Source organism: Pseudarthrobacter sp. B4EP4b (genome assembly GCF_006680095.1).
Lineage (GTDB): Bacteria > Actinomycetota > Actinomycetes > Actinomycetales > Micrococcaceae > Arthrobacter.
In genome coordinates this window covers 4,550-25,580 of record NZ_VHIJ01000071.1, presented here as the reverse complement: position 1 = coordinate 25,580, position 21,031 = coordinate 4,550, and the positions used below count along the sequence as shown (strand labels likewise).

General features: G+C 65.2%; 23 protein-coding genes. 14 read left to right on the top strand and 9 right to left on the bottom strand.

Annotated elements, in window-relative coordinates; all coding sequences use genetic code 11:
* Nucleotides 1-13: 13 nt before the first annotated feature.
* The 5 genes from FNL14_RS21575 to FNL14_RS21555 all read left to right on the top strand — a co-directional run bounded on the left by FNL14_RS21575 (nucleotide 14) and on the right by FNL14_RS21555 (nucleotide 4,677).
* Complete coding sequence (locus tag FNL14_RS21575; RefSeq protein ID WP_142064474.1) at nucleotides 14-1,303, top strand: ABC transporter substrate-binding protein; 1,290 nt, start codon at nucleotides 14-16, stop codon at nucleotides 1,301-1,303.
* Between the two features lie 7 nt (nucleotides 1,304-1,310).
* Nucleotides 1,311-2,348, top strand: a complete 1,038-nt coding sequence (locus FNL14_RS21570; protein WP_142064471.1) for a carbohydrate ABC transporter permease — start codon at nucleotides 1,311-1,313, stop codon at nucleotides 2,346-2,348.
* Nucleotides 2,345-3,241 (top strand): carbohydrate ABC transporter permease, encoded by an 897-nt coding sequence (locus FNL14_RS21565; protein ID WP_142064468.1) that lies wholly within the window; start codon nucleotides 2,345-2,347, stop codon nucleotides 3,239-3,241. The genes FNL14_RS21570 and FNL14_RS21565 overlap by 4 nt, the downstream gene beginning before the upstream one ends.
* A gap of 53 nt (nucleotides 3,242-3,294) precedes the next feature.
* Nucleotides 3,295-3,486 (top strand): hypothetical protein, encoded by a 192-nt coding sequence (locus FNL14_RS21560; protein WP_142064499.1) that lies wholly within the window; start codon nucleotides 3,295-3,297, stop codon nucleotides 3,484-3,486.
* A 138-nt stretch (nucleotides 3,487-3,624) separates the two neighbouring features.
* Entirely contained in the window at nucleotides 3,625-4,677 is a 1,053-nt protein-coding gene (locus FNL14_RS21555; protein ID WP_091421005.1) for a LacI family DNA-binding transcriptional regulator, read from the top strand.
* A gap of 39 nt (nucleotides 4,678-4,716) precedes the next feature.
* Here FNL14_RS21555 and FNL14_RS21550 read toward each other — a convergent pair whose 3' ends face one another.
* Together FNL14_RS21550 and FNL14_RS21545 are read right to left on the bottom strand one after the other, a co-directional pair.
* Complete coding sequence (locus tag FNL14_RS21550; protein ID WP_091421007.1) at nucleotides 4,717-5,598, bottom strand: hypothetical protein; 882 nt, start codon at nucleotides 5,596-5,598, stop codon at nucleotides 4,717-4,719.
* A gap of 34 nt (nucleotides 5,599-5,632) precedes the next feature.
* Nucleotides 5,633-6,439 (bottom strand): exodeoxyribonuclease III, encoded by an 807-nt coding sequence (locus tag FNL14_RS21545; protein WP_091421010.1) that lies wholly within the window; start codon nucleotides 6,437-6,439, stop codon nucleotides 5,633-5,635.
* A 162-nt stretch (nucleotides 6,440-6,601) separates the two neighbouring features.
* On the opposite strand from FNL14_RS21545, the gene FNL14_RS21540 reads away from it, so the two are divergent.
* Genes FNL14_RS21540 through FNL14_RS21525 form a run of 4 tightly spaced genes read left to right on the top strand, consistent with a single transcriptional unit; the run spans nucleotide 6,602 to nucleotide 10,997 of the window.
* Nucleotides 6,602-8,101, top strand: coding sequence for a CoA-acylating methylmalonate-semialdehyde dehydrogenase (locus FNL14_RS21540; RefSeq protein ID WP_142064465.1), 1,500 nt, complete (start codon nucleotides 6,602-6,604; stop codon nucleotides 8,099-8,101).
* The gene (locus FNL14_RS21535; RefSeq protein ID WP_142064462.1) at nucleotides 8,101-9,186 is read left to right on the top strand and encodes an enoyl-CoA hydratase/isomerase family protein; all 1,086 of its coding nucleotides are present in this window, start codon (nucleotides 8,101-8,103) and stop codon (nucleotides 9,184-9,186) included. The genes FNL14_RS21540 and FNL14_RS21535 overlap by 1 nt, the downstream gene beginning before the upstream one ends.
* A 12-nt stretch (nucleotides 9,187-9,198) precedes the next feature.
* A complete protein-coding gene (mmsB, locus tag FNL14_RS21530; protein ID WP_142064459.1) occupies nucleotides 9,199-10,224 on the top strand; it encodes a 3-hydroxyisobutyrate dehydrogenase in 1,026 nt (341 codons plus the stop codon).
* Nucleotides 10,221-10,997 carry an enoyl-CoA hydratase gene (locus FNL14_RS21525; RefSeq protein ID WP_142064456.1) on the top strand — a complete coding sequence of 259 codons (777 nt, stop codon included), beginning with the start codon at nucleotides 10,221-10,223 and terminating at the stop codon, nucleotides 10,995-10,997. The genes mmsB and FNL14_RS21525 overlap by 4 nt, the downstream gene beginning before the upstream one ends.
* On the opposite strand, the gene FNL14_RS21520 is transcribed toward FNL14_RS21525, so the two are convergent.
* Complete coding sequence (locus FNL14_RS21520) at nucleotides 10,960-11,961, bottom strand: NAD(P)/FAD-dependent oxidoreductase (RefSeq protein WP_220126207.1); 1,002 nt, start codon at nucleotides 11,959-11,961, stop codon at nucleotides 10,960-10,962. The two genes, FNL14_RS21525 and FNL14_RS21520, sit on opposite strands and share 38 nt — an antisense overlap.
* 66 nt (nucleotides 11,962-12,027) lie before the next feature.
* Between FNL14_RS21520 and FNL14_RS21515 the strand changes: the two genes are divergently transcribed.
* A complete protein-coding gene (locus tag FNL14_RS21515; RefSeq protein ID WP_142064451.1) occupies nucleotides 12,028-12,603 on the top strand; it encodes a helix-turn-helix domain-containing protein in 576 nt (191 codons plus the stop codon).
* Between the two features lie 150 nt (nucleotides 12,604-12,753).
* Nucleotides 12,754-13,407 (top strand): DedA family protein, encoded by a 654-nt coding sequence (locus FNL14_RS21510; RefSeq protein ID WP_091421027.1) that lies wholly within the window; start codon nucleotides 12,754-12,756, stop codon nucleotides 13,405-13,407.
* Between the two features lie 104 nt (nucleotides 13,408-13,511).
* Here the strand turns inward: FNL14_RS21510 and FNL14_RS21505 are convergent, their stop codons facing one another.
* Complete coding sequence (locus FNL14_RS21505; protein WP_142064448.1) at nucleotides 13,512-14,021, bottom strand: MarR family winged helix-turn-helix transcriptional regulator; 510 nt, start codon at nucleotides 14,019-14,021, stop codon at nucleotides 13,512-13,514.
* Nucleotides 14,022-14,128: 107 nt separating this feature from the next.
* On the opposite strand from FNL14_RS21505, the gene FNL14_RS21500 reads away from it, so the two are divergent.
* Together FNL14_RS21500 and FNL14_RS21495 are read left to right on the top strand one after the other, a co-directional pair.
* Nucleotides 14,129-15,319 (top strand): acyl-CoA dehydrogenase family protein, encoded by a 1,191-nt coding sequence (locus FNL14_RS21500; RefSeq protein ID WP_142064445.1) that lies wholly within the window; start codon nucleotides 14,129-14,131, stop codon nucleotides 15,317-15,319.
* Between the two features lie 118 nt (nucleotides 15,320-15,437).
* Complete coding sequence (locus FNL14_RS21495) at nucleotides 15,438-16,415, top strand: SDR family oxidoreductase (RefSeq protein ID WP_142064442.1); 978 nt, start codon at nucleotides 15,438-15,440, stop codon at nucleotides 16,413-16,415.
* Nucleotides 16,416-16,471: 56 nt separating this feature from the next.
* On the opposite strand, the gene FNL14_RS21490 is transcribed toward FNL14_RS21495, so the two are convergent.
* The 5 genes from FNL14_RS21490 to FNL14_RS21470 all read right to left on the bottom strand — a co-directional run bounded on the left by FNL14_RS21490 (nucleotide 16,472) and on the right by FNL14_RS21470 (nucleotide 20,324).
* Complete coding sequence (locus FNL14_RS21490; RefSeq protein WP_170850840.1) at nucleotides 16,472-17,257, bottom strand: MerR family transcriptional regulator; 786 nt, start codon at nucleotides 17,255-17,257, stop codon at nucleotides 16,472-16,474.
* Between the two features lie 33 nt (nucleotides 17,258-17,290).
* Complete coding sequence (locus FNL14_RS21485) at nucleotides 17,291-17,674, bottom strand: DUF2207 domain-containing protein (RefSeq protein ID WP_142064440.1); 384 nt, start codon at nucleotides 17,672-17,674, stop codon at nucleotides 17,291-17,293.
* A gap of 431 nt (nucleotides 17,675-18,105) precedes the next feature.
* Nucleotides 18,106-18,309 carry a cold-shock protein gene (locus tag FNL14_RS21480; RefSeq protein WP_013599688.1) on the bottom strand — a complete coding sequence of 68 codons (204 nt, stop codon included), beginning with the start codon at nucleotides 18,307-18,309 and terminating at the stop codon, nucleotides 18,106-18,108.
* A gap of 132 nt (nucleotides 18,310-18,441) precedes the next feature.
* The gene (locus FNL14_RS21475; protein WP_142064437.1) at nucleotides 18,442-19,068 is read right to left on the bottom strand and encodes a response regulator transcription factor; all 627 of its coding nucleotides are present in this window, start codon (nucleotides 19,066-19,068) and stop codon (nucleotides 18,442-18,444) included.
* The gene (locus tag FNL14_RS21470) at nucleotides 19,065-20,324 is read right to left on the bottom strand and encodes a sensor histidine kinase (RefSeq protein WP_142064435.1); all 1,260 of its coding nucleotides are present in this window, start codon (nucleotides 20,322-20,324) and stop codon (nucleotides 19,065-19,067) included. The genes FNL14_RS21475 and FNL14_RS21470 overlap by 4 nt, the downstream gene beginning before the upstream one ends.
* A 210-nt stretch (nucleotides 20,325-20,534) precedes the next feature.
* Between FNL14_RS21470 and FNL14_RS21465 the strand changes: the two genes are divergently transcribed.
* Nucleotides 20,535-21,031: heme-binding protein (locus tag FNL14_RS21465; protein WP_142064496.1), on the top strand; the 497-nt coding region annotated here is incomplete at its 3' end.

Genomic DNA, 21,031 nt, shown 5'->3' with positions numbered 1-21,031 from the left:
GAGCTTCAAGCTAATGAAAACCCGTAGATTCCTACTTCCGGCGGCTACTGCCGGCATCCTGGCCCTCACCTTGTCCGCTTGTGGCGGAGGCGGTGGCGGCGCGACTGGAGGCGGCGGCGGCAGTGATGCCGAAGCCAACCTGGACGGCCGGGGTCCCATTACGTACGTTCAGGGCAAGGACAACAGCAACGTTGTGCGCCCCCTGATTGAAAAGTGGAACGCTGAACACCCGAATGAAAAGGTGACCTTCAAGGAGCAGACGGACCAGGCCGACCAGCAGCACGATGACCTGGTGCAGCACTTCCAGGCGAAGGACGCCGGATACGACGTTGTGGATGTGGACGTCGTCTGGACAGCAGAGTTCGCCGCCAAGGGTTGGCTGCAGCCGCTCAAGGACAAGATGGCCATCGACACCGCGAAGATGCTCAAGCCTACGGTCGAGAGCGGCACCTACAAGGGAACCTTGTATGCGGCCCCGCAGACTTCGGACGGCGGCATCCTGTACTACCGCAAGGACCTCGTCCCGACACCGCCCAAGACCTGGGACGAGATGATGAGCATGTGCTCCATCGCCAAGGCCAACAACATCGGTTGCTACGCAGGCCAGTTCAGCAAGTACGAAGGCCTCACTGTCAACGCTTCCGAGGCGATCAACTCCTTCGGCGGGTCAGTCCTGGACAAGGACGGAAAGCCGAGCCTGAACACCGCAGACGCCAAGAAGGGCCTGGAGAACCTGGCCAAGGCTTACACGGACGGCAACATCCCGAAGGAAGCCATCACCTACAAAGAGGAGGACAGCCGCCAGGCCTTCCAGAGTGGAAAACTCCTGTTCCTGCGCAACTGGCCTTATGTCTACAACCTCGTCACCACTGAAGGTTCCTCGCAGGTGAAGGACAAGCTCGGCCTGGCTGCACTTCCCGGAGAGGACGGCCCCGGTGCTTCCTCGCTCGGCGGTCACAACCTGGCCGTCAGTGTCTACTCCAAGAACAAGGCAACATCGCTGGACTTCCTGAAGTTCATGACGTCGGAGGAAACCGAGAAGTTCTACGCCACCCAGGGTTCACTTGCCCCGGTCCTTGGTTCGCTGTACGAAGACCCGGAACTGGTGGCCAAACTGCCTTACCTGCCGGTTCTGAAGACGTCCATCGAGAACGCCGTACCGCGTCCCGTAACGCCCTTCTACCCTGCGGTAACGAAGGCGATCCAGGAGAACGCATACTCCGCCATCAAGGGAGAAAAGACAGTGGAAACCGCACTTTCTGACATGCAGAAGTCCATCGAATCCGCCGGTGCGGGATCGTAGTTCTGCCATGGCAACCGAACTAAACCCGACGCCGGTCAAGTCACCGGCGTCGGGTGGTACCCCGGTCCACCACGCACCCAAGGGTGTGGGGGAGGACAACCGGATTGCGAGCCAGGGCCGCTGGGCCTCGTGGCTGCTTGCTCCCACCATCATCGCGCTCGGCATTGTGATCGTTTACCCGATCATCAGTGCCATCGTGATGTCCTTCCAAAAGGACGCCGGGCTGGACCCGGCCACCGGCCTGTTTACGGCAGGCGGCCCCGCGGGCATCCAGAACTACGTGAACTGGCTGGCGCAGCAGTGCTCCGCCCCCGGCGGCGGCACCGTTGCCTGCCCCCCAGGAACCCTTGGCGGCCAGTTCTGGTCTGCCACTGCCACCACGTTCTTCTTCACGGTGGTGACGGTGGCCCTGGAGACAGTTCTCGGCTTCTGGATGGCAATGATCATGGCGCGCACGTTCCGGGGCCGTGGCCTGGTCCGGGCAGCCGTCCTGGTCCCGTGGGCCATCCCCACGGCTGTGACGGCCAAGCTTTGGTTCTTTATCTTCGCGTTCGAGGGAATCGCGAACAAGCTGTTCAACACCTCGATTTTGTGGACCGGCAGCGAGTGGCCGGCTAAGTGGGCGGTGATCATCGCTGACGTCTGGAAGACCACGCCGTTTATGGCGCTGCTGATCCTCGCCGGGCTGCAGATGATTCCGGCAGAAGTCTATGAGGCGGCCAAAGTGGACGGCGCAAGCGCCTGGCAACGGTTCAGGATGGTTACCCTTCCACTCGTCAAGCCGGCACTGATGGTGGCCATCCTGTTCCGCACCCTGGATGCGCTGCGTATGTTCGACCTGCCGTACATCCTTACCGGCGGCGCCAACAACACCACCACCCTGTCCATCCTGGTGATCAACCAGATCAGGCAAGGCTTCAATTCAGCCGCCGCCCTGTCCACGATTACCTTTATCATCATCTTCCTCGTCGCCTTCATTTTCGTCCGATTCCTTGGGGCGAACGTAGTCGAGCAAAGCGGAGCGACAGGAAAGGGTAAGAAATGACCACGGCAACAGCAGATTCAGCCCTGCGGGCACGCCAGGACAAAGGGCGGAAGACTGCACAGAACAGGGAAAAGTGGGCGCAGGCGCGGACCTACATCAGCGCCGCCGTCATCCTGATCTGGTGCCTGGCACCCGCTTACTGGATGGTGGTGACGGCCTTCCGTGAAGTTGGCTTCACGTACGATACCTCCATCCTTCCCACCCATGTCACGCTCGACAACTTCAAGACCGCCTTCGACACCTCGTTCGGCAACAGGTTTGGTCAGGCACTGCTGAACAGCATCTTCATCGGGCTGGTGGTCACGGCCATCTCACTGCTGATCGGCGTGTTCGCCGCCTACGCCCTGGCACGCCTGAACTTCCGGTTCAAGTACCTGGTGCTGGGCTTCATTCTGGGTGCCTCCATGTTCCCGGGTGTTGCCCTCATCACCCCGCTCTTCCAGCTCTTCACCAACATTGGCTGGATGGGCACGTACCAGGCACTCATCATCCCGAACATCTCCTTTGTGCTGCCGCTGACCGTTTACACCATGACCTCCTTCTTCCGCGAAATGCCGTGGGAACTTGAGGAGTCGGCCCGGGTGGACGGCTGCACGCAGGGCCAGGCGTTCCGGAAGGTGATCATGCCGTTGGCAGCCCCGGCGATCTTCACCACGGCAATTCTGGCATTCATCTCCTCGTGGAATGAGTTCCTGATCGCCAGCCAGCTGTCCAGCGACGCAACCCAGCCGGTAACGGTGGCCATTGCCAACTTTGCCGGCGCGCAGCCGAACCAGATCCCCTACACGGCCATCATGGCCGCCGGCACCATCGTCACCATCCCCTTGGTGATCCTGGTTCTGGTCTTCCAGCGCAAGATCGTTGCCGGCCTTACGGCAGGTGCGGTCAAGTGACGAACAGCCCTTCCCGCCCCCCGTCCACGGGGGCGGGAAGTGCCCGCCGCCGGATGAGGTCCGGCGAAGACTTCGACATCATTATCGGATTCCTCGGTTTCTGGGCGGTGGTGCTGCTCGTTGTCACGGTCTGGATGGAAGTGACGGCACAGCCCGCGCTGGGCTGGGCACTGGGATTGCTGGCCTCTCTCCTGGCGATCTACGGGATGATACGGCTGCGGCGGAAGCTTCCGGACCGGAGGTAGGGTACGCGCTTGACCCGCCGCTATCGGGCATCGGGCCGAAAAGTAACACTGCGATACACTCGCGGGCCGCAAATACTATGGCCTGGGGGCATCGCACCAAGCATGGCGGAGGCCTGCAGGAAGTATTGAGGGGGCACCGTGGCTCGCACAAGTGAAAGGTCCCAACGGGGCGGCCACAGCGGTGTCAGTATCGAGGACGTGGCCGCGGCGGCGGGAGTTTCAACCGCCACGGTTTCCCGGGCAGTCCGCGGCCTGCCACGGGTGTCACCCGCTACTCGCGAAAAAATCCTCGAGGTAGCCGGGAACCTGGGGTACGTTGCCTCCAGCTCCGCGTCCGGCCTGGCCACGGGACGGACCAGGACCATCGGCGTCCTCGCCCCATTCGTGAGCCGGTGGTTCTTCTCCAAAGCCATCGAAGGGGCGGACCGGGAACTCCACGCCCGGAACTACAACCTGTCACTGTTCAACCTCGGCGGCCACGGCAGCAACCGGGAGCGGCTCTTCAGCAAGACCATGGTCTACAAACAGATCGACGCCCTGCTGGTCCTCTGTATGGCGCTGTCCCATGACGAACTCGACCACCTCCAGAAGATCGACATCCCGCTGGTGGTGGTGGGCGGCCACGTGGAAGAGTGCGCCTACATCGGCATCGACGACTATGCTGCCGCCTCCACAGCCGTCCGGCACCTGATCGACCTCGGCCACCGGAACATCGCGCTGCTGCACGGCGATGACGAAACGGACCTGAACTTCGATGTTCCGCGCGTCCGGATCCTGGCTTTCAAGGATGTGATGACCGCCGCCGGCCTCCCCACCCGCCCCGAATGGGACGAGTGGGGGGACTTCACGGTCCGGAGCGGGCAGGAGGCTTTCCGCCGGCTCTGGGCGAAGCCGGGGGATAAACCAACAGCGATTTTCTGCGCCTCGGACGAGATGGCCATGGGTGTCATCTTTGAAGCCTCGCGGCTGGGCGTCCGCGTACCGGAGGAAGTTTCAGTGGTGGGCATCGACAACCATGATTTTGCCGACGCCATCGGCCTCACGACGGTTGGCCAGCGGCCCGACGAGCAGGCCGAGCTGGCCACCAAGATGCTCCTCGACGAGCTGGACGGTGCCGAAGGATCAGTGCGGTCCGCCGTCGCGCCCCATGAACTGATCGTCAGAAGGACGACGGCGCCGCCGCAGTCCTAGCGGTTAACTTGCCTTTTGACCGGCTGAGGAAGCGCGGGTTCAGGAAGCGCGGGCCAGCTGCCGGATGGGGATCCAGCGGGAGGCCAGGCGCCGGTAGGCCGCCGCCGCGCCGGTCATGTCGCCCTCTGCCAGGCATTCGATGCCGAGCCTGATGTCCATGGGCGAATCGTCCGGATACACCTTGTCCGCCACAGCGCCGTAGTCCAGTTCCACCATCGATTCCACATGGAACGTTTCCAGCCACTCGGTGAGCTGGGCCAGGTCGTCGAGCATATCCAGGTCCGGCGCCGCGAGGGCCAGATTGGCCACGGCGTACCGGGCGCGCTCCAGGGCTTCGGTGATGGGTGCCCACACGCGGACTGTGAGGATCCGGCCGGCAGCCTCCACCACGTCTTTATGGTCCTGTTCCATAAACAGGGAAAACCAGCTGAAGGGGATGCCCCAGGTGGACGCGCGGGTGTGCACGCGGATGGACCCGTCACGGGCCTTCACCTGATCGATCCGTTCCTGGTGCTTGTCCCGCTGCTCCTCCGGAATCAGCAGTTCCGCCAGCGGACCGTGGATCCCCTCCATCAGGGCGTTGGCAGCCAGGCCCGCACGCAAAACCAGCTGGCTGGGACAGTACAGCAGCACTGGTTCGTCGTCGCCGGCGTCGTCCGTTCCGCCCGGCCCCGCCGGGGCAGTGGTGACGCGCACCAGGTCGGTTCGCCCGGTGGGGAAAGGATCACCGCCGGAGCGCGTGATGCGTCCCAGCGAGGCCAGCAATTCGGCGTTTTCGACGGCGGCACGGGAGGCAGAGCGGGCCCCGGCGGCCTGGATGGCGGCACGCTGCTCCTCCGGAAAGGCATCCAGCGGTTCGTAGACGCGCAGGGTTGAGGAGAATGGCAGGCCGGCCTGGCCCCGGTAGAGGTTTCCCGTCATCACGGTCTCCTTGAATGGGTCCAGGATTCTGTCATCAGTCCGCCAGTTCCACCAGCACGGGGGCGTGGTCCGAGGCGCCCTTGCCTTTGCGCTCCTCGCGGTCGATCGAGGCGCCGGTGACGCGTGTGGCCAGGGCCGGGGAAGCCAGGATGAAGTCGATCCGCATGCCTTCCTTCTTCGGGAAGCGCAGTTGGGTGTAGTCCCAGTAGGTGTAGACGCCCGGACCGGGAGTGTACGGCCGCACCACGTCGGTGAAACCTGCAGACTCGAAGGCGTGGAACGCGGCGCGCTCGGGCGGGCTGACGTGCGTGTAGCGGTTGTTGACGAAGAGATCGATGTCCCACACGTCCTCGTCGAACGGGGCGATATTCCAGTCGCCCATCAGCGCCACCTGGGCCTCAGGGTTCCGGGTCACCAGCTCCTGGGCGTGAGTTTTCAGGCTTTCCAGCCACTTGAGCTTGTAAGGCATGTGCTCATCGTCGAGGGAGCGGCCGTTGGGAACATAAAGGCTCCAGATGCGGACGCCGGCGCAGGTTGCGGCCATGGCGCGCGCCTCCTGTACGGGTTCCGTACCGGCCTTACCGAACGACGGCTGGTCCAGGAACGTCCGCTCAACGTCTTCGAGGCCCACGCGGGAGGCGATCGCCACGCCATTCCACTGGTTGACGCCGAAATGGGCCACTTCGTAGCCCATCCGTTCAAACAGCTCCCAGGGAAAGTTGTCGTCCTTGCACTTGGTTTCCTGGATGGCCAGCACGTCGCAGTCGCTGCGCTGGAGCCAGGCTTCCACACGGTCGGCACGGGCACGGAGCGAATTCACATTCCAGGTAGCAATCTTCACAGTTCCTAACTTACCTTGGCCGTGCTGCCGCCGGTAAAGCACGCTGCGGTGGCCGCCCACAGGTCCCATCCGGCGTGCAAGGGACCGGTGGAGTTTAGTTGGAAGCCCGAGTATATTCGCAACCAGAAAGGGCCCAGGTCACATGCGAAGGAGCGTCTGCTCATGGTGCGCGAGCTTTCCCACTACATTGGCGGCCAGCATGTGGCGGGCATGTCCGGCCGCTTCGGCGACGTCTTTGATCCCTGCACCGGGGCAGTCCAGGCGCGCGTCCCGCTGGCAGGCCGGGACGAGGTGCATAATGCCGTGGCTGCCGCCGCGAAGGCCCAGGAGGAATGGGCGGCCCTAAACCCGCAGCGCCGGGGGAGGATCCTGCTCCGGTTCGTGGACCTGGTCAACCGGGACATGGACGAGCTGGCCCGGCTGCTGTCCTCCGAACACGGCAAGACCCTTGCCGACTCCCGGGGAGACATCCTGCGCGGACTCGAGGTGGTGGAGTTCGCCGCCGGCGCGCCGCACCTGCTCAAGGGCGAGTTCTCCACCGAGGCCGGAGCCGGGATAGATATCCACTCGCTGCGGCAGCCCCTGGGCGTGGTGGCCGGGATCACCCCGTTCAACTTTCCCGCCATGATCCCGTTGTGGAAGTCCGGCCCGGCCCTGGCTGCCGGCAACGCGTTCATCCTCAAGCCCTCCGAACGGGACCCGTCCGTGCCGCTGCGGCTGGCCGAACTCTACTCCGAAGCGGGCGTCCCGGACGGAGTGTTCAACGTGGTCAACGGGGACAAGGAAGCCGTGGACGCGCTCCTCGAAGACCCCGTTGTCAGGGCCATCGGCTTTGTGGGCTCCACCCCCATCGCCCAATACATCTACGCCACGGCAGCCGCCCACGGAAAGCGGGCGCAGTGCTTCGGCGGTGCCAAGAACCACATGGTGGTGATGCCGGACGCAGACCTGGACCAGGCCGCGGACGCCCTCATCGGGGCCGGGTACGGCTCCGCGGGGGAGCGCTGCATGGCCGTCTCCGTTGCGGTCCCGGTGGGGCAGGAAACAGCTGACAAGCTGGTGGCCAGGCTCCAGGAACGGATCATGTCGCTCAAGGTAGGGCACAGCCTGGACCACGGCACGGATTTCGGCCCGGTGGTCACCGCCTCCGCCAAGGAACGGATCGAAGGCTGCATCCAGGCAGGCGTGGACGAGGGCGCCACCCTGCTGGCGGACGGCCGGGGCGTCACTGTGGAAGGCTACAAGGATGGCTTCTGGGTGGGCCCCACCCTCTTCGACCATGTGACACCGGAGATGGCCATTTACCGTCAGGAAATCTTCGGCCCCGTCCTGAGTGTGGTGCGCGCTGCCGACTACGATGAAGCGCTCCGGCTCTGCAGCCGGAATGAGTACGGAAACGGCGTGGCCATCTTCACCCGCGACGGGGACGCAGCCAGGGATTTTGCCACCAGGGTGGATGTGGGAATGGTGGGCATCAACGTGCCCATCCCGGTGCCGCTGGCCTACTACACGTTCGGCGGCTGGAAGGCGTCGGGGTTCGGGGACCTCAACCAGCACGGCGCCGACGCCTTCCGTTTCTATACCAAAACGAAAACGGTCACCACGCGGTGGCCGTCTGGGATACGGCACGGGGCCAGCTTCGTGATGCCGGAAGGAAGTTGATGGCGGACAGCACGCAAACCGGTACGGACAACAATGCAGAGGTGCTGTTTGAGCGCCGCGGGCAGCTGGGGGTGGTCACCCTCAACCGGCCCCGCGCAGTCAACGCCCTGACCGCCGGGATGGTGGGGGCGCTTCTGGAGCAGCTCGCCGCATGGGCGGACGATGACAGAATTTCCACGGTTGTGGTGCGCGGGGCCGGGGAACGGGGCTTGTGTGCAGGTGGCGACATTGTGGCCATTTATGAGGACATGCTTGCCGGCGGTGGGCAGACCGCGGACTTCTGGCAAACGGAGTACAGGGTGAATTCGCTGATCGCCCGCTATCCCAAGCCCTACGTCGCCCTGATGGACGGGCTGGTACTGGGCGGGGGAGTGGGAATCTCAGCCCACGGCTCTGTGCGGGTGGTGACGGAACGCACGCGGATGGGCATGCCGGAAACCACCATTGGTTTTGCGCCCGACGTCGGCGGGACGCTTTTGTTGTCCCGCGCACCCGGGGAGGCGGGAACCCACGCGGCGCTGACCGGCGCGCACTTGAGTGCGGCCGATGCCTTGTACCTCGGCCTCGCAGACCACTACGTCCCGTCCGCCAGGCTCGAGGAGCTGGTGCTGGCGTTGGAAAACGAAACTGCGGAAGCCGCCGTCGGGCGCTGCAGCGAAGCCCCACCGCCCTCCACCCTGGAGCAGCACCGCAACTGGATTGACAGTTGCTACGCCTCGGACGACGCCGGCGAGATCGTCCGCAGGCTCCGGACCTTCGACGGCGAAGGAAACGGGGAAGCCGCCCAGGCCGCCGACACCATCGAGGCGAAGTCGCCCACGTCCGTGAAAGTCACACTGGCGTCGCTGCGGCGGGTCAAGGGCATGACCCTGGATGAAGCCCTGGCCCAGGAGTACCGGGTGGGACTGCGCTTCCTGGCAGCGCCCGATTTCCGCGAGGGGATCCGGGCGCAGGTGGTGGACAAGGACCGGACACCGCACTGGAACCCGTCAACTCTCGCTGAGGTGCTGCCGGAACAGGTGGCGCGCTTTTTTGAACCATTGGGCAGCAGGGAGCTGGATCTTGGATTGAAGGAGACGACGTGAAGGAGAGCGGCCATGCCTGAGGACTACACCATCGCGTTCCTGGGCCTTGGCCACATGGGCGGGCCCATGGCGGTAAACCTGGTCAAAGCCGGCTACACCGTGGCCGGCTTCGACGTGGTGCCTGCGGCGCTTGACACTGCCCGGGCCAACGGGGTTCCTGTTGCTGCCAGCGCCGCTCACGCAGCCTCGGGTGCTGCTGTGGTCCTGACCATGTTCCCCAGCGGCCGCAACGTGCTGGACGCCTACCAGGGAAGCGACGGCGGACCCGGCCTGCTGGCTGCTGCTGCCCCCGGAACCATGTTCCTGGACTGCTCCACGATCAATGTGGACGAAGCGCGGGAAGCGGCCCGGCTGGCCATCGACGCCGGCCACCGCTCGGTGGATGCGCCGGTTTCCGGCGGGGTGGTGGGTGCCGAGGCCGGGACGCTGACGTTTATGGTGGGCGGAGATCCTGAGGACTTCGAGGCAGTGCGTCCGCTGCTGGAAGTGATGGGCAGGCGGGTGGTGCACTGTGGTGCCCATGGCGCGGGGCAGGCTGCCAAGATCTGCAACAACCTGATCCTGGGTGCCTCCATGATTGCCGTGAGCGAAGCCTTTGTGCTGGGGGAGAAGCTGGGCCTGAGCCACCAGGCACTGTTTGATGTGGCATCGGCAGCGTCCGGTCAGTGCTGGGCATTGACCACCAACTGCCCCGTGCCGGGGCCGGTCCCCACCAGCCCGGCCAACCGCGATTACCAGCCCGGTTTTGCCGGAGCCCTGATGGCCAAGGACCTCAAGCTTGCCGTAAATGCACTGCAAAGTACCGGGGTGGCGGCCCGGGTGGGTCCGCTCGCCGCGGAAATCTACGATACGTTTGCCGCGGAAGGCGGCGCCGGCAGGGACTTCTCCGGAATCATCACGGACATCCGGGACAGATCGGATGGTCCCGATGGAGCGGGACACAAGAACCAGACCGCAAATGTTGCCGGCGGCGCCCCAGGAACGGCATCAACGATCGCAACAAACAGTGCGGCGCAGGACGACGGGAGCCCTGAATGACGGAATACACGAACATCCTGGTGGAGCAGCGCGGCCGGGTGGGGCTGGTGACGCTCAACCGGCCACAGGCGTTGAATGCCCTCAACAAGGCCACCATGGACGAGCTCGTGCAGGCCGTCCGCACCATGGACTCCGATCCCGCGGTAGGAGCGGTGGTGATCACCGGCTCCAGCAAGGCTTTCGCCGCCGGCGCCGATATCAAGGAAATGGCTGCCCAAGGCTACATGGACATGTATGCCGCGGACTGGTTCCGGGGTTGGGAGGACTTCACCCGGCTGCGCATTCCCACTATCGCTGCGGTCTCCGGGTTCGCGCTGGGCGGCGGCTGCGAGCTGGCCATGATGTGCGACCTCATCATCGCCGGGGACAATGCCAAGTTCGGCCAGCCCGAAATCAACCTGGGCGTGCTGCCCGGCATGGGCGGGTCACAGCGGCTCACCCGGGCAGTAGGCAAGGCCAAAGCGATGGACCTGATCCTCACCGGCAGGTTCATCGGTGCGGAGGAAGCCGACAGGTGCGGCCTGGTGTCCCGCGTGGTTCCAGCCGAGGATGTAATAGACGAGGCCATCAAGGCTGCGGAAGTGATCGCGTCCAAGTCCAAACCCGTGGCGATGGTGGCGAAGGAAGCCGTCAACGCGGCCTTCGAAACCGGCCTTACCCAGGGAGTGGTTTTCGAGCGCCGGCTCTTCCATTCGCTCTTCGCCACGGAGGACCAGAAGGAAGGCATGGCGGCGTTCACTGAGAAACGCCAGCCCGAATTCCGGCATCGTTAAGCATCAACGACTGCCGGTAGGCGGACAGATCTGCTGCCATCTCCTCCGCCATCAGGTGGTTGTTAATGACGACGGCGGCCCAGGCGCCCGCCGCTGCTGATGCCATGACCTGCGCGCGCATGTCCGTCACGTTGCCTGCCGCCCATACGCCCGGGACGGCGGTGGCTCCGTCGGCATCCGTCGGCAGGAAATCCCCGATGCCCATCGGATGCGGTTCCGGCTTCAGGCCGAGGCCGGCGAAGGCGTCGAGCCGGGCCCGGACCTGGGCTCCTGCCACCACGGCATCCACGGCTACTTCCGGCCCGCCTGCCAAGGCAACGCCGCGCAACCGGTCCTGTTCCACCCGGAGCGATTCGACGGCACCGGCAAACACTTTGATGCCACGGGCGGCCAGCTGCTCCAGTTCCTCGGCGGAGGGCAGCACAAGTTCGTTCAGGAACAGCGTGATGTTGGCGCTCCACTGCCGGAACAGCAAGGCCTGATGCACAGACCAGGGACCAAGTCCAAGGACGCCGATTCCCTGGTCGCGGACCTCCCAGCCATGGCAGAAGGGGCAGTGCAGCACGTCCCTGCCCCAGCGCTCGCGGAGTCCGGGGATCCCGGGCAGCTCGTCCACCAGCCCGGTGGTGATCAGGAGCCGCCTCGCCCGCAGGACGCGGCCGTCTGCAGCGGTGACGGCAAAGCCTTCGGCAACACTTCCGGCCGCTGCCACAGCCTCGCCATGGATCGTCCGGACGCCGTACTGCCTTGCTTCGGCCCGGCCGGTCTCCAGGAGTTCCCCTGGGCTGACGCCATCACGGGACAGGAACCCGTGGACCCCCTGGGCAGGGGCATTGCGGGGTTCGCCGCTGTCCAGTACCACCACGGAGCGGCGCGACCGGCCGAGCATTTGTGCCGCGCTGAGGCCGGCCGCGCCGCCGCCGATGATCAAGACGTCAGAGATTGATGAATTGTGGTTTGTCATAGTTCCCATGGTGTTCCACTCCGTCGGTACTGGCAAAGTGTTTTGCCGCAATGGCAAGATGGCGGTATGGATCAACAGATTGACGATGTCCTGGCCGCGGTGGGGCCCAGATTGCGGGCGCTTCGGCAGGCCGCCGGCATCACTCTCACAGCGTTGGCCGAAACCACTGGCATATCCGTGAGCACATTATCCAGGCTGGAGGCCGGCCAGCGCCGGCCCAACCTCGAGTTGCTGCTGCCGCTGGCCAAGGCGTACCACGTTCCGCTGGATGAATTGGTTGGAGCTCCGGCCACAGGAGATCCCCGGGTGCACCTGCGGCCCCTCCAGGTACGGGGAATGACCATCATTCCGCTGACCAAAAAGCCTGGCGGCATCCAGGCCTATAAACACATCCTGCCCGCCGGACGGTTGGAGGAACCCAACCCTCAAGTGCACGAAGGCTACGAGTGGCTGTATGTGCTCAACGGAAAGCTGCGGATGGTCCTGGGTGGCCAGGACCTGGTGCTCCATGTGGGAGAGGCCGCGGAATTCGATACCAGGGTCCCGCACTGGTTCGGCCGTGCGGACGGCAACCCGGTGGAGTTCCTGAGCCTCTTCGGCACGCAGGGAGAGCGGATGCACGTCCGGGCCAAGCCTGCCTGATCGCTGGCCCAGACCGGACTGTGGCCGGGGAGCGGTGGGCGGCAATGACGCTGGCCGCGGCCGCGGCACCGGGCCCAGCTTTTACACAGGTGCGTAAGGTAGACAGGACCGGGAAACGGGTATGGCGGCGACGCGGACAGGGGGCGTTCTATGTGGGGGACAGCAGCGGACGCGGGCGGCTCGGCCGATAACCTGACCGGGCTGGTGGGCTTGGCTGCCCGGGGGATCGAGCAGCTCGGGGAATGGGGCGTGGGGCTCTTCACCCTCGCTGAAACAGTGGTGCCGCCCATCCCCAGCGAAGTGATCCTGCCGCTGGCCGGCTACCTGGCCAGGCAGGGCTCCCTGAGCCTGGTCCTCGTATTTGTAACCAGCACCCTCGGTGCCTATCTTGGCGCCCTGTTCCTGTACTGGCTCGGGGCCAAGCTCGGACTGGAGCGGTCCATCCGCGGGTTATCCAAGCTTCCCTTGGTGGACCGGGAGGACTTTGAACACGCGGCCGGCTGGTTCCGCCGGCATGGACGCTCGTCCATCTTTTTCGGGAGGCTGCTTCCCGGCGTGCGAAGCCTCATTTCCCTTCCGGCCGGAGCTGCAGCCATGCCGCTGGGAAAGTTCACCATCTACACAGTCGCCGGCAGCGGGCTGTGGAACGGGTTGCTGCTGGGGCTCGGGTACCTGCTGGGCACCCAGTACCGGGTGATCGAGGAATACTCCCGTTTCCTGAACTACGCCGTGTATGCCGCTGTGGGCGTTACCGTGGTGCTGCTGGTTGCCCGGCGGATCAAGCGCGCCAAAACGCCACGCTGACCCAGTTTTCTGCAGCTCCGGACACCGGCCGGTCCAGCACACCGGCCAGTTGAGGACATCCGGCCGGTTCAGCACACCGGCCGGTTCAGGACATCCGGGGCCGTTCAGGGGCCGATGAAGTCGCCGGCGTTCCGGCGGAAGTCCCCGAGTATCCGGATCAGCTGATCGATATCCTCCGGCCCGAAGCCGGAGGCGCCGAAGACCTCGGCGTTGAGTGCCGCCGTCGAACGTTTCGCCGCGGTGCGGCCCTCGGCGGTGAGCTCAACCAGTGTGGTGCGGCCGTCCGTCGGATGCGGCGAACGGCGCACCAGCCCGGCATCCTGCAGCCGGTCAACAGCATTGGTGATGGACGTGGGGTGGACCTGGAGGAGCGTGCTGGCCTTCTTCATCGGCAGGGACCCGTTCCTGGCGAAGCTCAGCAGGGCGAGCAGCTCGTAGCGTGCGAACGTCAGTCCAAAAGGCTTCAGCACGAATTCGATTCTGGCGAGCAGGATCTGCTGGGTCCGCATGATGGCGGTGACGGCTGCCATGGGCGCCGCCTCGTCCGCCCAGCCGTGATCTTCCCAGTTCCGGCGGGCATCAGCGATGGGGTCTCGGGGAAGCGGAGCGCCCATAGCCGGCCAGCCTTTCGCGGATGTGATGCACCTCACCTGTTGCGGGGTGTGTGCAATATACTAGGACATCCAACGGTTGGTAGCGGTGCGGCAGAGCAGGGGGACCAATGCCAGTGCAGGCCACGGGACACAACGGAGTGCCACCCTTTCCGGATGCCGACCTGATGTACATTGTCGACCTCCTCGCGCCTCGTGAACGGGACAGGTATTTCGGCATCCGCGAGTTCCTCCAATCCTCGGTCCGGGAGCCCTCCATCGAGTATTGGAATCGTGAAGAGTTTCCGTTTGGGCTGCTGGCTGACATGGGAAAACATGGCCTCGGAGCCCTCCAGCTGAACGGCAGCTCCGCGCTGTTCAAGGGACTGATGTACGTCGAACTGGCCCGCGCGGACGTATCCCTGTCAGCGCTCGCCGGCATCCATAATGAACTCATCCTCGGGATGATCAGCGAGCTGGGCTCTGACGAACAGAAGGCCCGGTGGCTGCCCGGCCTGAAAACGTTCAAAAAGTTGGGCGCCTTTGCCCTGACAGAGCCGGACCACGGCTCGGACATTGCCGGCGGGCTGGAAACCTCGGCCAGGCTGGACGGCGGCGAGTGGGTCCTCAGCGGTGCCAAGCGGTGGATCGGGGCCGCCACCATTGCCGACTTCGCGCTGGTGTGGGCGCGTGACGCGGCGGATGGCGAGATTAAGGGCTTCATCGTGGAGACGGGCAGGCCAGGCTACACGGCCACCAAGATCTCCCACAAAATCGGCCTGCGGATCATGCAGAACGCTGACATTGTGCTGGATGAGGTGCGGGTTCCGGCGGAAAACCTGCTGCCTGGGGCCACGAGCTTCTCCCGGACGAAAGAACTCCTGCGGGACTCCCGCGCCTGGGTCGGCTGGCAGGGTGCGGGAATACAGCTGGCGGCCTTCGATATCGCGCGGGCCTATACCCTGAACCGGCGCCAGTTCGGCAAGGAATTGGCCAGCTTCCAACTGGTCCAGCAGCAGCTCGCCGATATGTTGGGTAACGCGTCTGCCTCGTTGGCCTTGATGGCGCAGCTGGCGCGCGTCCAGCAGGAGGGAAAGCTGGAGATGGTCCAGGCTGCCATGGCCAAAGCCACGGTCACCAGGCTGGCACGGGCCTCGGTGGCCATGGGCCGTTCGCTGCTGGGCGGTAACGGCATCAGCAGCGACTATGAGATGGGCAAGCTCTTCGGTGACGCCGAAATCCTCTACACCTACGAGGGCAGCTACGAAATCAACTCGCTCATTGTGGGCAGGGCTGTCACCGGAAAATCCGCCTTTCACTAGATACCCCTGCCCCGGCGGTCCAGTGGCCGTTGTCCTGCCACGTCGTGGTCGGTAGCATCAAACACTAAGCCTGCTTAGTTTTATGGCAGGGCCGTCCGCGGACAGAAGGGGATGCCGAATGCGTGTCAAGAATCCAGTTGTGGTGATCACCGGCGCCTCCAGCGGGATCGGACGCGCCACGGCCCTTCGCTTCGCCGCCAGGGGAGCCCGGTTGGTCCTGGCCGCCCGGGGAGCGGAATCCCTGGAAGACGTGGCCCGGGCCTGCAGGAGACGCGGCGCAAAAGCCATCGCCGTCCCCACCGACGTAACGGACGTGGGCGGGATGGAGGAGTTGGCGGCGCGGGCAGAACAAGAGTTCGGGCGCCTGGATGTGTGGGTCAACAATGCCGCGGTGGGTGCATTCGGACTGCTGACCGAGATTCCGCCGAAGGACTTCCAGCGGGTGCTTGACGTCAACATCTCCGGTTACGTCAATGGGGCGCGGGCGGCTCTGCCCCGAATGCGCGCCCAAGGGTCCGGTGTCTTGATCAACGTCGCGTCAGTCGTTGCGGAAATTCCGTTGCCCTACTCAGCCGCCTACTCCATGTCCAAAGCGGCGGTCCGGGCGTTGAGTATCAGCCTGCGCTCCGAACTGGCCCGTGAAGGCGTGTCCGGGGTGGACGTGTGCACGGTCCTCCCCGCCACCATTGACACACCCTTCTACCAGAATGCTGCCAACTACACCGGGCGCCGCCCGATGGCCATGCCTCCGGTCTACACCTCCGAGCGGGTTGCAAAAGCCGTGGTGAGGCTCGTGGAACACCCGCGCAGGGAGGTCGTGGCGGGAGGCCTGGCCGGCCGGCTCCTGGTGCTGCAGCACAAGCTGGCGCCTGGTGCGGTCGAAGCGGCCACCGCCCGCCAGGTGGACACGCGCCAGCTGTCGCGGCGGCGGTCCGCGCCGTTGACCTCCGGAAACCTCAGCCAGGCGTCGCAGGCGGTCCGCAAGCCTTCCGTGGGCGGCGGATGGCACGGCCGACGGCGGACGGCACAGCGGCGGATTGGAACCGCCGCTGTGCTCGCCGCCGCCGCGGTCGCCGTGCGGAAGAGGCTGGGCTGATTGCCGCTGGGCCGTGTCCTGCCCTGCCAAGCCAGCCTCCGCCGTCGTGCTGGCTGCTAGAGATTCCTGTCGGCGTAGACCCGCAGCGCGTCCCGCACGAAGCCGGCGCCCGTCTCGCCACCGTAATTGGCGGCGAAACGTGGATCGGCAACGTACATTTCGCCCAGCCCCACTACATAGCCCTTGACGTCTCCGCCCTGCTCGGAGGCAGGAGTGCCGGGGATGGAGGTCAGCCACTGAACGTGGCGCCGGGCCAGGTCCTGCGCCTCGGGGCTGTCCGCGGCGATGCCCGATTCCGCGGCGGCCGTCCAGTCACGGCCCAGCTTTTCGGCCCGCGCCTTCCACTCCTGTTTCTCAGCGGTTCCCATGCCACGCCACCAGGCGTCGCCCTTGGCATACGCGTCCTTGCCCCAGCGCTCCTCCACCTCGTCCTTGTATTGAGTGTGGTCGAAGCCGTCAAACATTTTTTCGGCCATGAGTTCGCCTCCTCCTTTCACTGTTTCAATCGTTTGCTGGACAGACAGGACCTGCCGAGCCAGCCGTTCCTGCTCCTGCCGGAGCCAGTCCAGGTGGCGGCTTAGCGCTTTGACGGCATCCATCTCGTGGTGGAAGACATCGGCTATGGCCGGCAGGCCCAGCCCGAGTTCCCGGAGCAGGAGGATCCGCTGCAGCTGCAGCAGTGCCGCGGCGTTGTAGTAGCGGTATCCGTTGCTGCCCACGCGGCTGGGCTTTAGGAGCCCGATGTCGTCGTAGTGGCGCAGCGTCCGGCTGGTGGTGCCGGCCATCCGGGCAACATCCTGGATGGACCAGTCAATGCCTGCTGCTGTTCCGGATGCGTCCATGCTCTGAGCGTAGGGGTTGACGCTGCGTCAAGGTCAAGCCGGTTTTCCGGGATACCTCTTACGCGGTGGCTTGGGGCGGGGGGAACGCGTGCGGGCCTGGGCGACGAGCCGGGTGAACGCGAAAATGAAGACGGCCTCGATGATGAGCATCAGGGCTACGAGCAGCCATTGTTCCTCGGCTATAAACACGATGCACCCGGCGAGCGCGAGGATGGTTCCGAGGACCAGCGTGTAGACGGCAAACCCGACCGCGACGCGGGCGCTGCGGACCCCGGTTCGGAAGCCGAAGCCCAATGGTTCCCCGCCGGGATGGCCCGGGACGAGGTCCGGGCTGGCAGGCGGGAGCTGGTCGAACTCCTCCCAGGGGTCCTTCCCTGCATCGTTGCCTGGAACATTGTCCGGGTGCTGTCCCGTCATCGTCCCATTATCCCAAATCTGCGAACGCTACAGGGGCCGGGGAACGCTCTCTCACTTGACGTTGGATTTTGGGGGAACGCTCGATCACTTGATGCGCGTTTTTGAGGAACCCTCTATCACTCCCGAGTCCCGGACGTGACCTCCGCCACGATGACCGCGGCAGCACCGCCGTCGGCCCCCCCGCGAAGCGATAGAGCGTCCGTAGGAAGTCCGCGTTAAGTGAGAGAGCGACGGCGGGAAGCCCGCGTTAAGTGATAGAGCGTCGGCCGGAAGTCCGCATTAGGTGATAGAGCGTCGGTGGGAAGCCCGCGTTAAGTGAGAGAGCGTTGAACGGGGGAGAAGCCAACAAAAACAGCGGCCTCCCCAACATGTGTTGGGGAGGCCGCTGCCTGGCGGGTTCCTCCTGCTGGTGCAGGAGGAAAGCCGAAGCCTTAGAGCGGGCGGATGTTCTCTGCCTGCGGGCCCTTGGGACCCTGGGTCACATCGAATTCAACCTTCTGGTTCTCATCGAGTGAGCGGTATCCGCTGCTGGCGATTGCTGAGTAGTGGGCGAAAACGTCAGCGGACCCGTCATCGGGGGCAATGAAGCCAAAACCCTTTTCGGCGTTGAACCATTTAACTGTGCCTGTTGCCATGGCTGCATTCCTTCGTGTGACTCTGATTCTCCCCCGGGCCACCGGCCCGAAGTGCGCGGAGAACGTCCCCCGCAGTCCCCAACGTACGGGGCTGGCGCCAACCTTGCAAGGGTAACGGGATTTTAAGTGTCGTCAGCGCATGCCCTCACGGCGGATCGCGGTGGCAATCGCAGCGGCCCTGGTGTCCACCCCGAGCTTGGCATAAATGTGCGCAAGGTGGGTCTTGACGGTCGCCTCGGAGATGAAGAGGCGTTGACCGAGTTCACGGTTGCTGAGGCCCTCTGTCAGGAGGCTGAGCAGTTCGGCCTCGCGCGGCGTCAGGATCTCGTCGGGGTTGCGCAGCTGCTGGAAAAGCCGCGACGCCACGGGCGCGCTCATCACACTCTTGCCCTGGACGGCGCCCCGGATGGCCGCAAAGATCTCTTCGGGTGCGGCATCCTTCAGCAGGTATCCCATGGCACCGGCGTCCACTGCCCGGACAATGTCTGCATCGGAGTCGTACGTGGTGAACACCAGGATGGCCTGCCTCTTGTTGCCCTCCCGGATTTTGCGGATAGCTTCGATTCCGTCCATCCCCGGACCCATGGCGAGGTCCATCACCACCACGGACACCGGCTGCTGCCCGAGCAGGTCCAGGGCGTCCTCTCCGGACGCTGCTTCGGCCACGACGTCGATATCCGCCTGGGTGCCAAGCAGGGCCCGCAGCCCGCTTCGCACCACGAGATGGTCGTCCACCAGCAGCACGGTAATGGCGTTCACGGTGCCTCTCCCGGGATCTCCGGCTCGGCCGCAGCGGGCAGTTGGGCTGCGATGATGGTCCCTTCACCGGGCGCACTTTCCACGGAGAAGGCGCCGCCCAGCTGTTCCACCCGTTGCCGCATGGCACGGAGGCCATACCCTCCGGCGCCCGACGGCGGTGCTGCCGCCGCCGGATCAAAGCCGGTGCCGTCGTCGTACACATCCAAGGTGACGGCGTCCGGAAGGAAGCCGAGGGTTACGGTGGCAGTGGAGGCGGCAGCGTGCAGCTTGATGTTCGAGGCCGCGCTCTGGACTACCCGCAGGAGTGCGTGCCGGACGTCGGCCGGCACGTTACGGGGTTCGCCGGTGACCAGGAGCCGGGCCGCCGGGACATACTGCCTGGCCGCGACAAGCAGGGCGTCCGGCAACGGCGAGGCGTCCAACCCGGGGGAGGCGAGTTCGTGGACCAGGTTGCGGGTCTCGGAGAGATTGCCCCTCAACAGCGCTGTGGCCTGGCCAAGGTCTGCCCTGGCGGCATCAGCCGGCCATGCCCTCCCGGCCGCTTCCAGCAGGAGGAGGCTGCTCGCCAGGCCCTGGGTCACGGTGTCGTGGATTTCCCGGGACACCCGTTCCCGTTCGGCAATGGTGCCCGCCCGGCGCTCGCTGGCCGCAAGCTGTCCCTGTGCGAGCGATACTTCCGCGTGCAGGCGGCGCTGCTCCTCGGCGTCGTGCTGGATCCGGTCATAAACCAGGGTCAGCATCACGCCTACGGCCAGCGGCCCCAGGAGCATTGCCAGGTCTGTTCCGTCGCTCAGCTTGAACAGGCCGGCGGCGGTGGCAGCTGCCGTAACCCCTGCTGCGATGTAGGCGGCTGCTCCGTTGAAGGCGATCCGGCAGAGGAAGAAGAGCGCGAACGAGCACCAGGCAAAGCTGGGAGCGGCGATGACCAGGACGGCCCAGACGCCCACCAGGGCAACCATCCAGGGTGCACCGGGCCTGGCGCGCTGCGCCTGGATGGCGACGGCGAGATACAACAGGCAGGCTCCGGCGGCCAGGCCCAGGACCAGGATGTTGTCTGCCGGGCTGTGGCGCATCACGTAGCGGACCAGCGACGCCACCATCAGGACGCCGAAGCCTAGGTGTACGGCGGTATCGATCCTGCCCAGGCGCGGGAGTCCCTCCGGTGTGCTGTTGGATGCGGCAGCCCCGCCTGTACCCCCGTTGGCGCCGGGGTCCGGTGCGGGCGCGGCGTGGGATGCGGTGGCTCGGGGAGGCATGGAAATTTCCGGTTCGAATGGGGGACAGCTACCTCCCATGCTATTGCCCCCCGCCCTTGCCCGTCTCTCAGCCTTTTGGCTGATACGGCTGGCCTTTCGGAGCAGGAGGCCGCAGCCAAAGGCCCGATGCCCTGCTCACGTGCCCGCGAAAGGATGGGACTGTACCCCGGCGCTGAACCGTGGCTGGGCTTTGACCATAAGGAAAACACCATGAAGAAGTCATCGAAAGTATTCGCCGCCGCAGCCGCCGGCGCACTTGCGCTCACCGCCGTTGCGACGGTCACAGCAAATGCCGGCCCGGGTGCTGCTCCAGCAGCCGTTCCTGCTGCCGACGTCCAGCCTGTGCCGGAGAACGTGGTCCAGCAGAACCGTATTTCCGTCGGCGCATCCGCAAAGGCTGTGTCCGCGGCGCTCGCGAAGTGCCAGGCGGACAAGCTGCCGTTCGTCACCGTGGCGCTGGTGGACCGCTTCGGCACGGTGCAGGCGCTCCTGCGGGGCGACAACGCCGCGGAGCACACCATTGAAGCCGCGAAGCAGAAGGCCTACACCGCCGCAGCGTTTGGCACCCCCACCAGCGAGCTGGCCAAACGGATCAACGGCAACGGCCCGAGCATTGCGGACCTCCCCGGCACCCTCTTCCTCGCCGGCGGCGTCCCGCTGAAGGTGAACGGTGTTTCCGTGGCCGGGATCGGCGTCGGAGGTGCTCC

Bases quoted from the DNA above. Each gene is read 5' to 3' on its own strand.
- FNL14_RS21480 (WP_013599688.1), bottom strand. From the start codon at position 18,309: ATGGCAACAGGCACAGTTAAATGGTTCAACGCCGAAAAGGGTTTTGGC.
- FNL14_RS21495 (WP_142064442.1), top strand. From the start codon at position 15,438: ATGCGTGTCAAGAATCCAGTTGTGGTGATCACCGGCGCCTCCAGCGGG.
- FNL14_RS21550 (WP_091421007.1), bottom strand. From the start codon at position 5,598: ATGACGGGAAACCTCTACCGGGGCCAGGCCGGCCTGCCATTCTCCTCA.
- FNL14_RS21560 (WP_142064499.1), top strand. From the start codon at position 3,295: ATGAGGTCCGGCGAAGACTTCGACATCATTATCGGATTCCTCGGTTTC.
- FNL14_RS21500 (WP_142064445.1), top strand. From the start codon at position 14,129: ATGCCAGTGCAGGCCACGGGACACAACGGAGTGCCACCCTTTCCGGAT.
- FNL14_RS21575 (WP_142064474.1), top strand. From the start codon at position 14: ATGAAAACCCGTAGATTCCTACTTCCGGCGGCTACTGCCGGCATCCTG.
- FNL14_RS21565 (WP_142064468.1), top strand. From the start codon at position 2,345: ATGACCACGGCAACAGCAGATTCAGCCCTGCGGGCACGCCAGGACAAA.
- FNL14_RS21525 (WP_142064456.1), top strand. From the start codon at position 10,221: ATGACGGAATACACGAACATCCTGGTGGAGCAGCGCGGCCGGGTGGGG.
- FNL14_RS21510 (WP_091421027.1), top strand. From the start codon at position 12,754: ATGTGGGGGACAGCAGCGGACGCGGGCGGCTCGGCCGATAACCTGACC.
- FNL14_RS21570 (WP_142064471.1), top strand. From the start codon at position 1,311: ATGGCAACCGAACTAAACCCGACGCCGGTCAAGTCACCGGCGTCGGGT.
- FNL14_RS21490 (WP_170850840.1), bottom strand. From the start codon at position 17,257: ATGGACGCATCCGGAACAGCAGCAGGCATTGACTGGTCCATCCAGGAT.
- FNL14_RS21535 (WP_142064462.1), top strand. From the start codon at position 8,101: ATGGCGGACAGCACGCAAACCGGTACGGACAACAATGCAGAGGTGCTG.
- FNL14_RS21515 (WP_142064451.1), top strand. From the start codon at position 12,028: ATGGATCAACAGATTGACGATGTCCTGGCCGCGGTGGGGCCCAGATTG.
- FNL14_RS21505 (WP_142064448.1), bottom strand. From the start codon at position 14,021: ATGGGCGCTCCGCTTCCCCGAGACCCCATCGCTGATGCCCGCCGGAAC.
- FNL14_RS21540 (WP_142064465.1), top strand. From the start codon at position 6,602: ATGGTGCGCGAGCTTTCCCACTACATTGGCGGCCAGCATGTGGCGGGC.
- FNL14_RS21485 (WP_142064440.1), bottom strand. From the start codon at position 17,674: ATGACGGGACAGCACCCGGACAATGTTCCAGGCAACGATGCAGGGAAG.
- FNL14_RS21470 (WP_142064435.1), bottom strand. From the start codon at position 20,324: ATGCCTCCCCGAGCCACCGCATCCCACGCCGCGCCCGCACCGGACCCC.
- mmsB (WP_142064459.1), top strand. From the start codon at position 9,199: ATGCCTGAGGACTACACCATCGCGTTCCTGGGCCTTGGCCACATGGGC.
- FNL14_RS21520 (WP_220126207.1), bottom strand. From the start codon at position 11,961: ATGACAAACCACAATTCATCAATCTCTGACGTCTTGATCATCGGCGGC.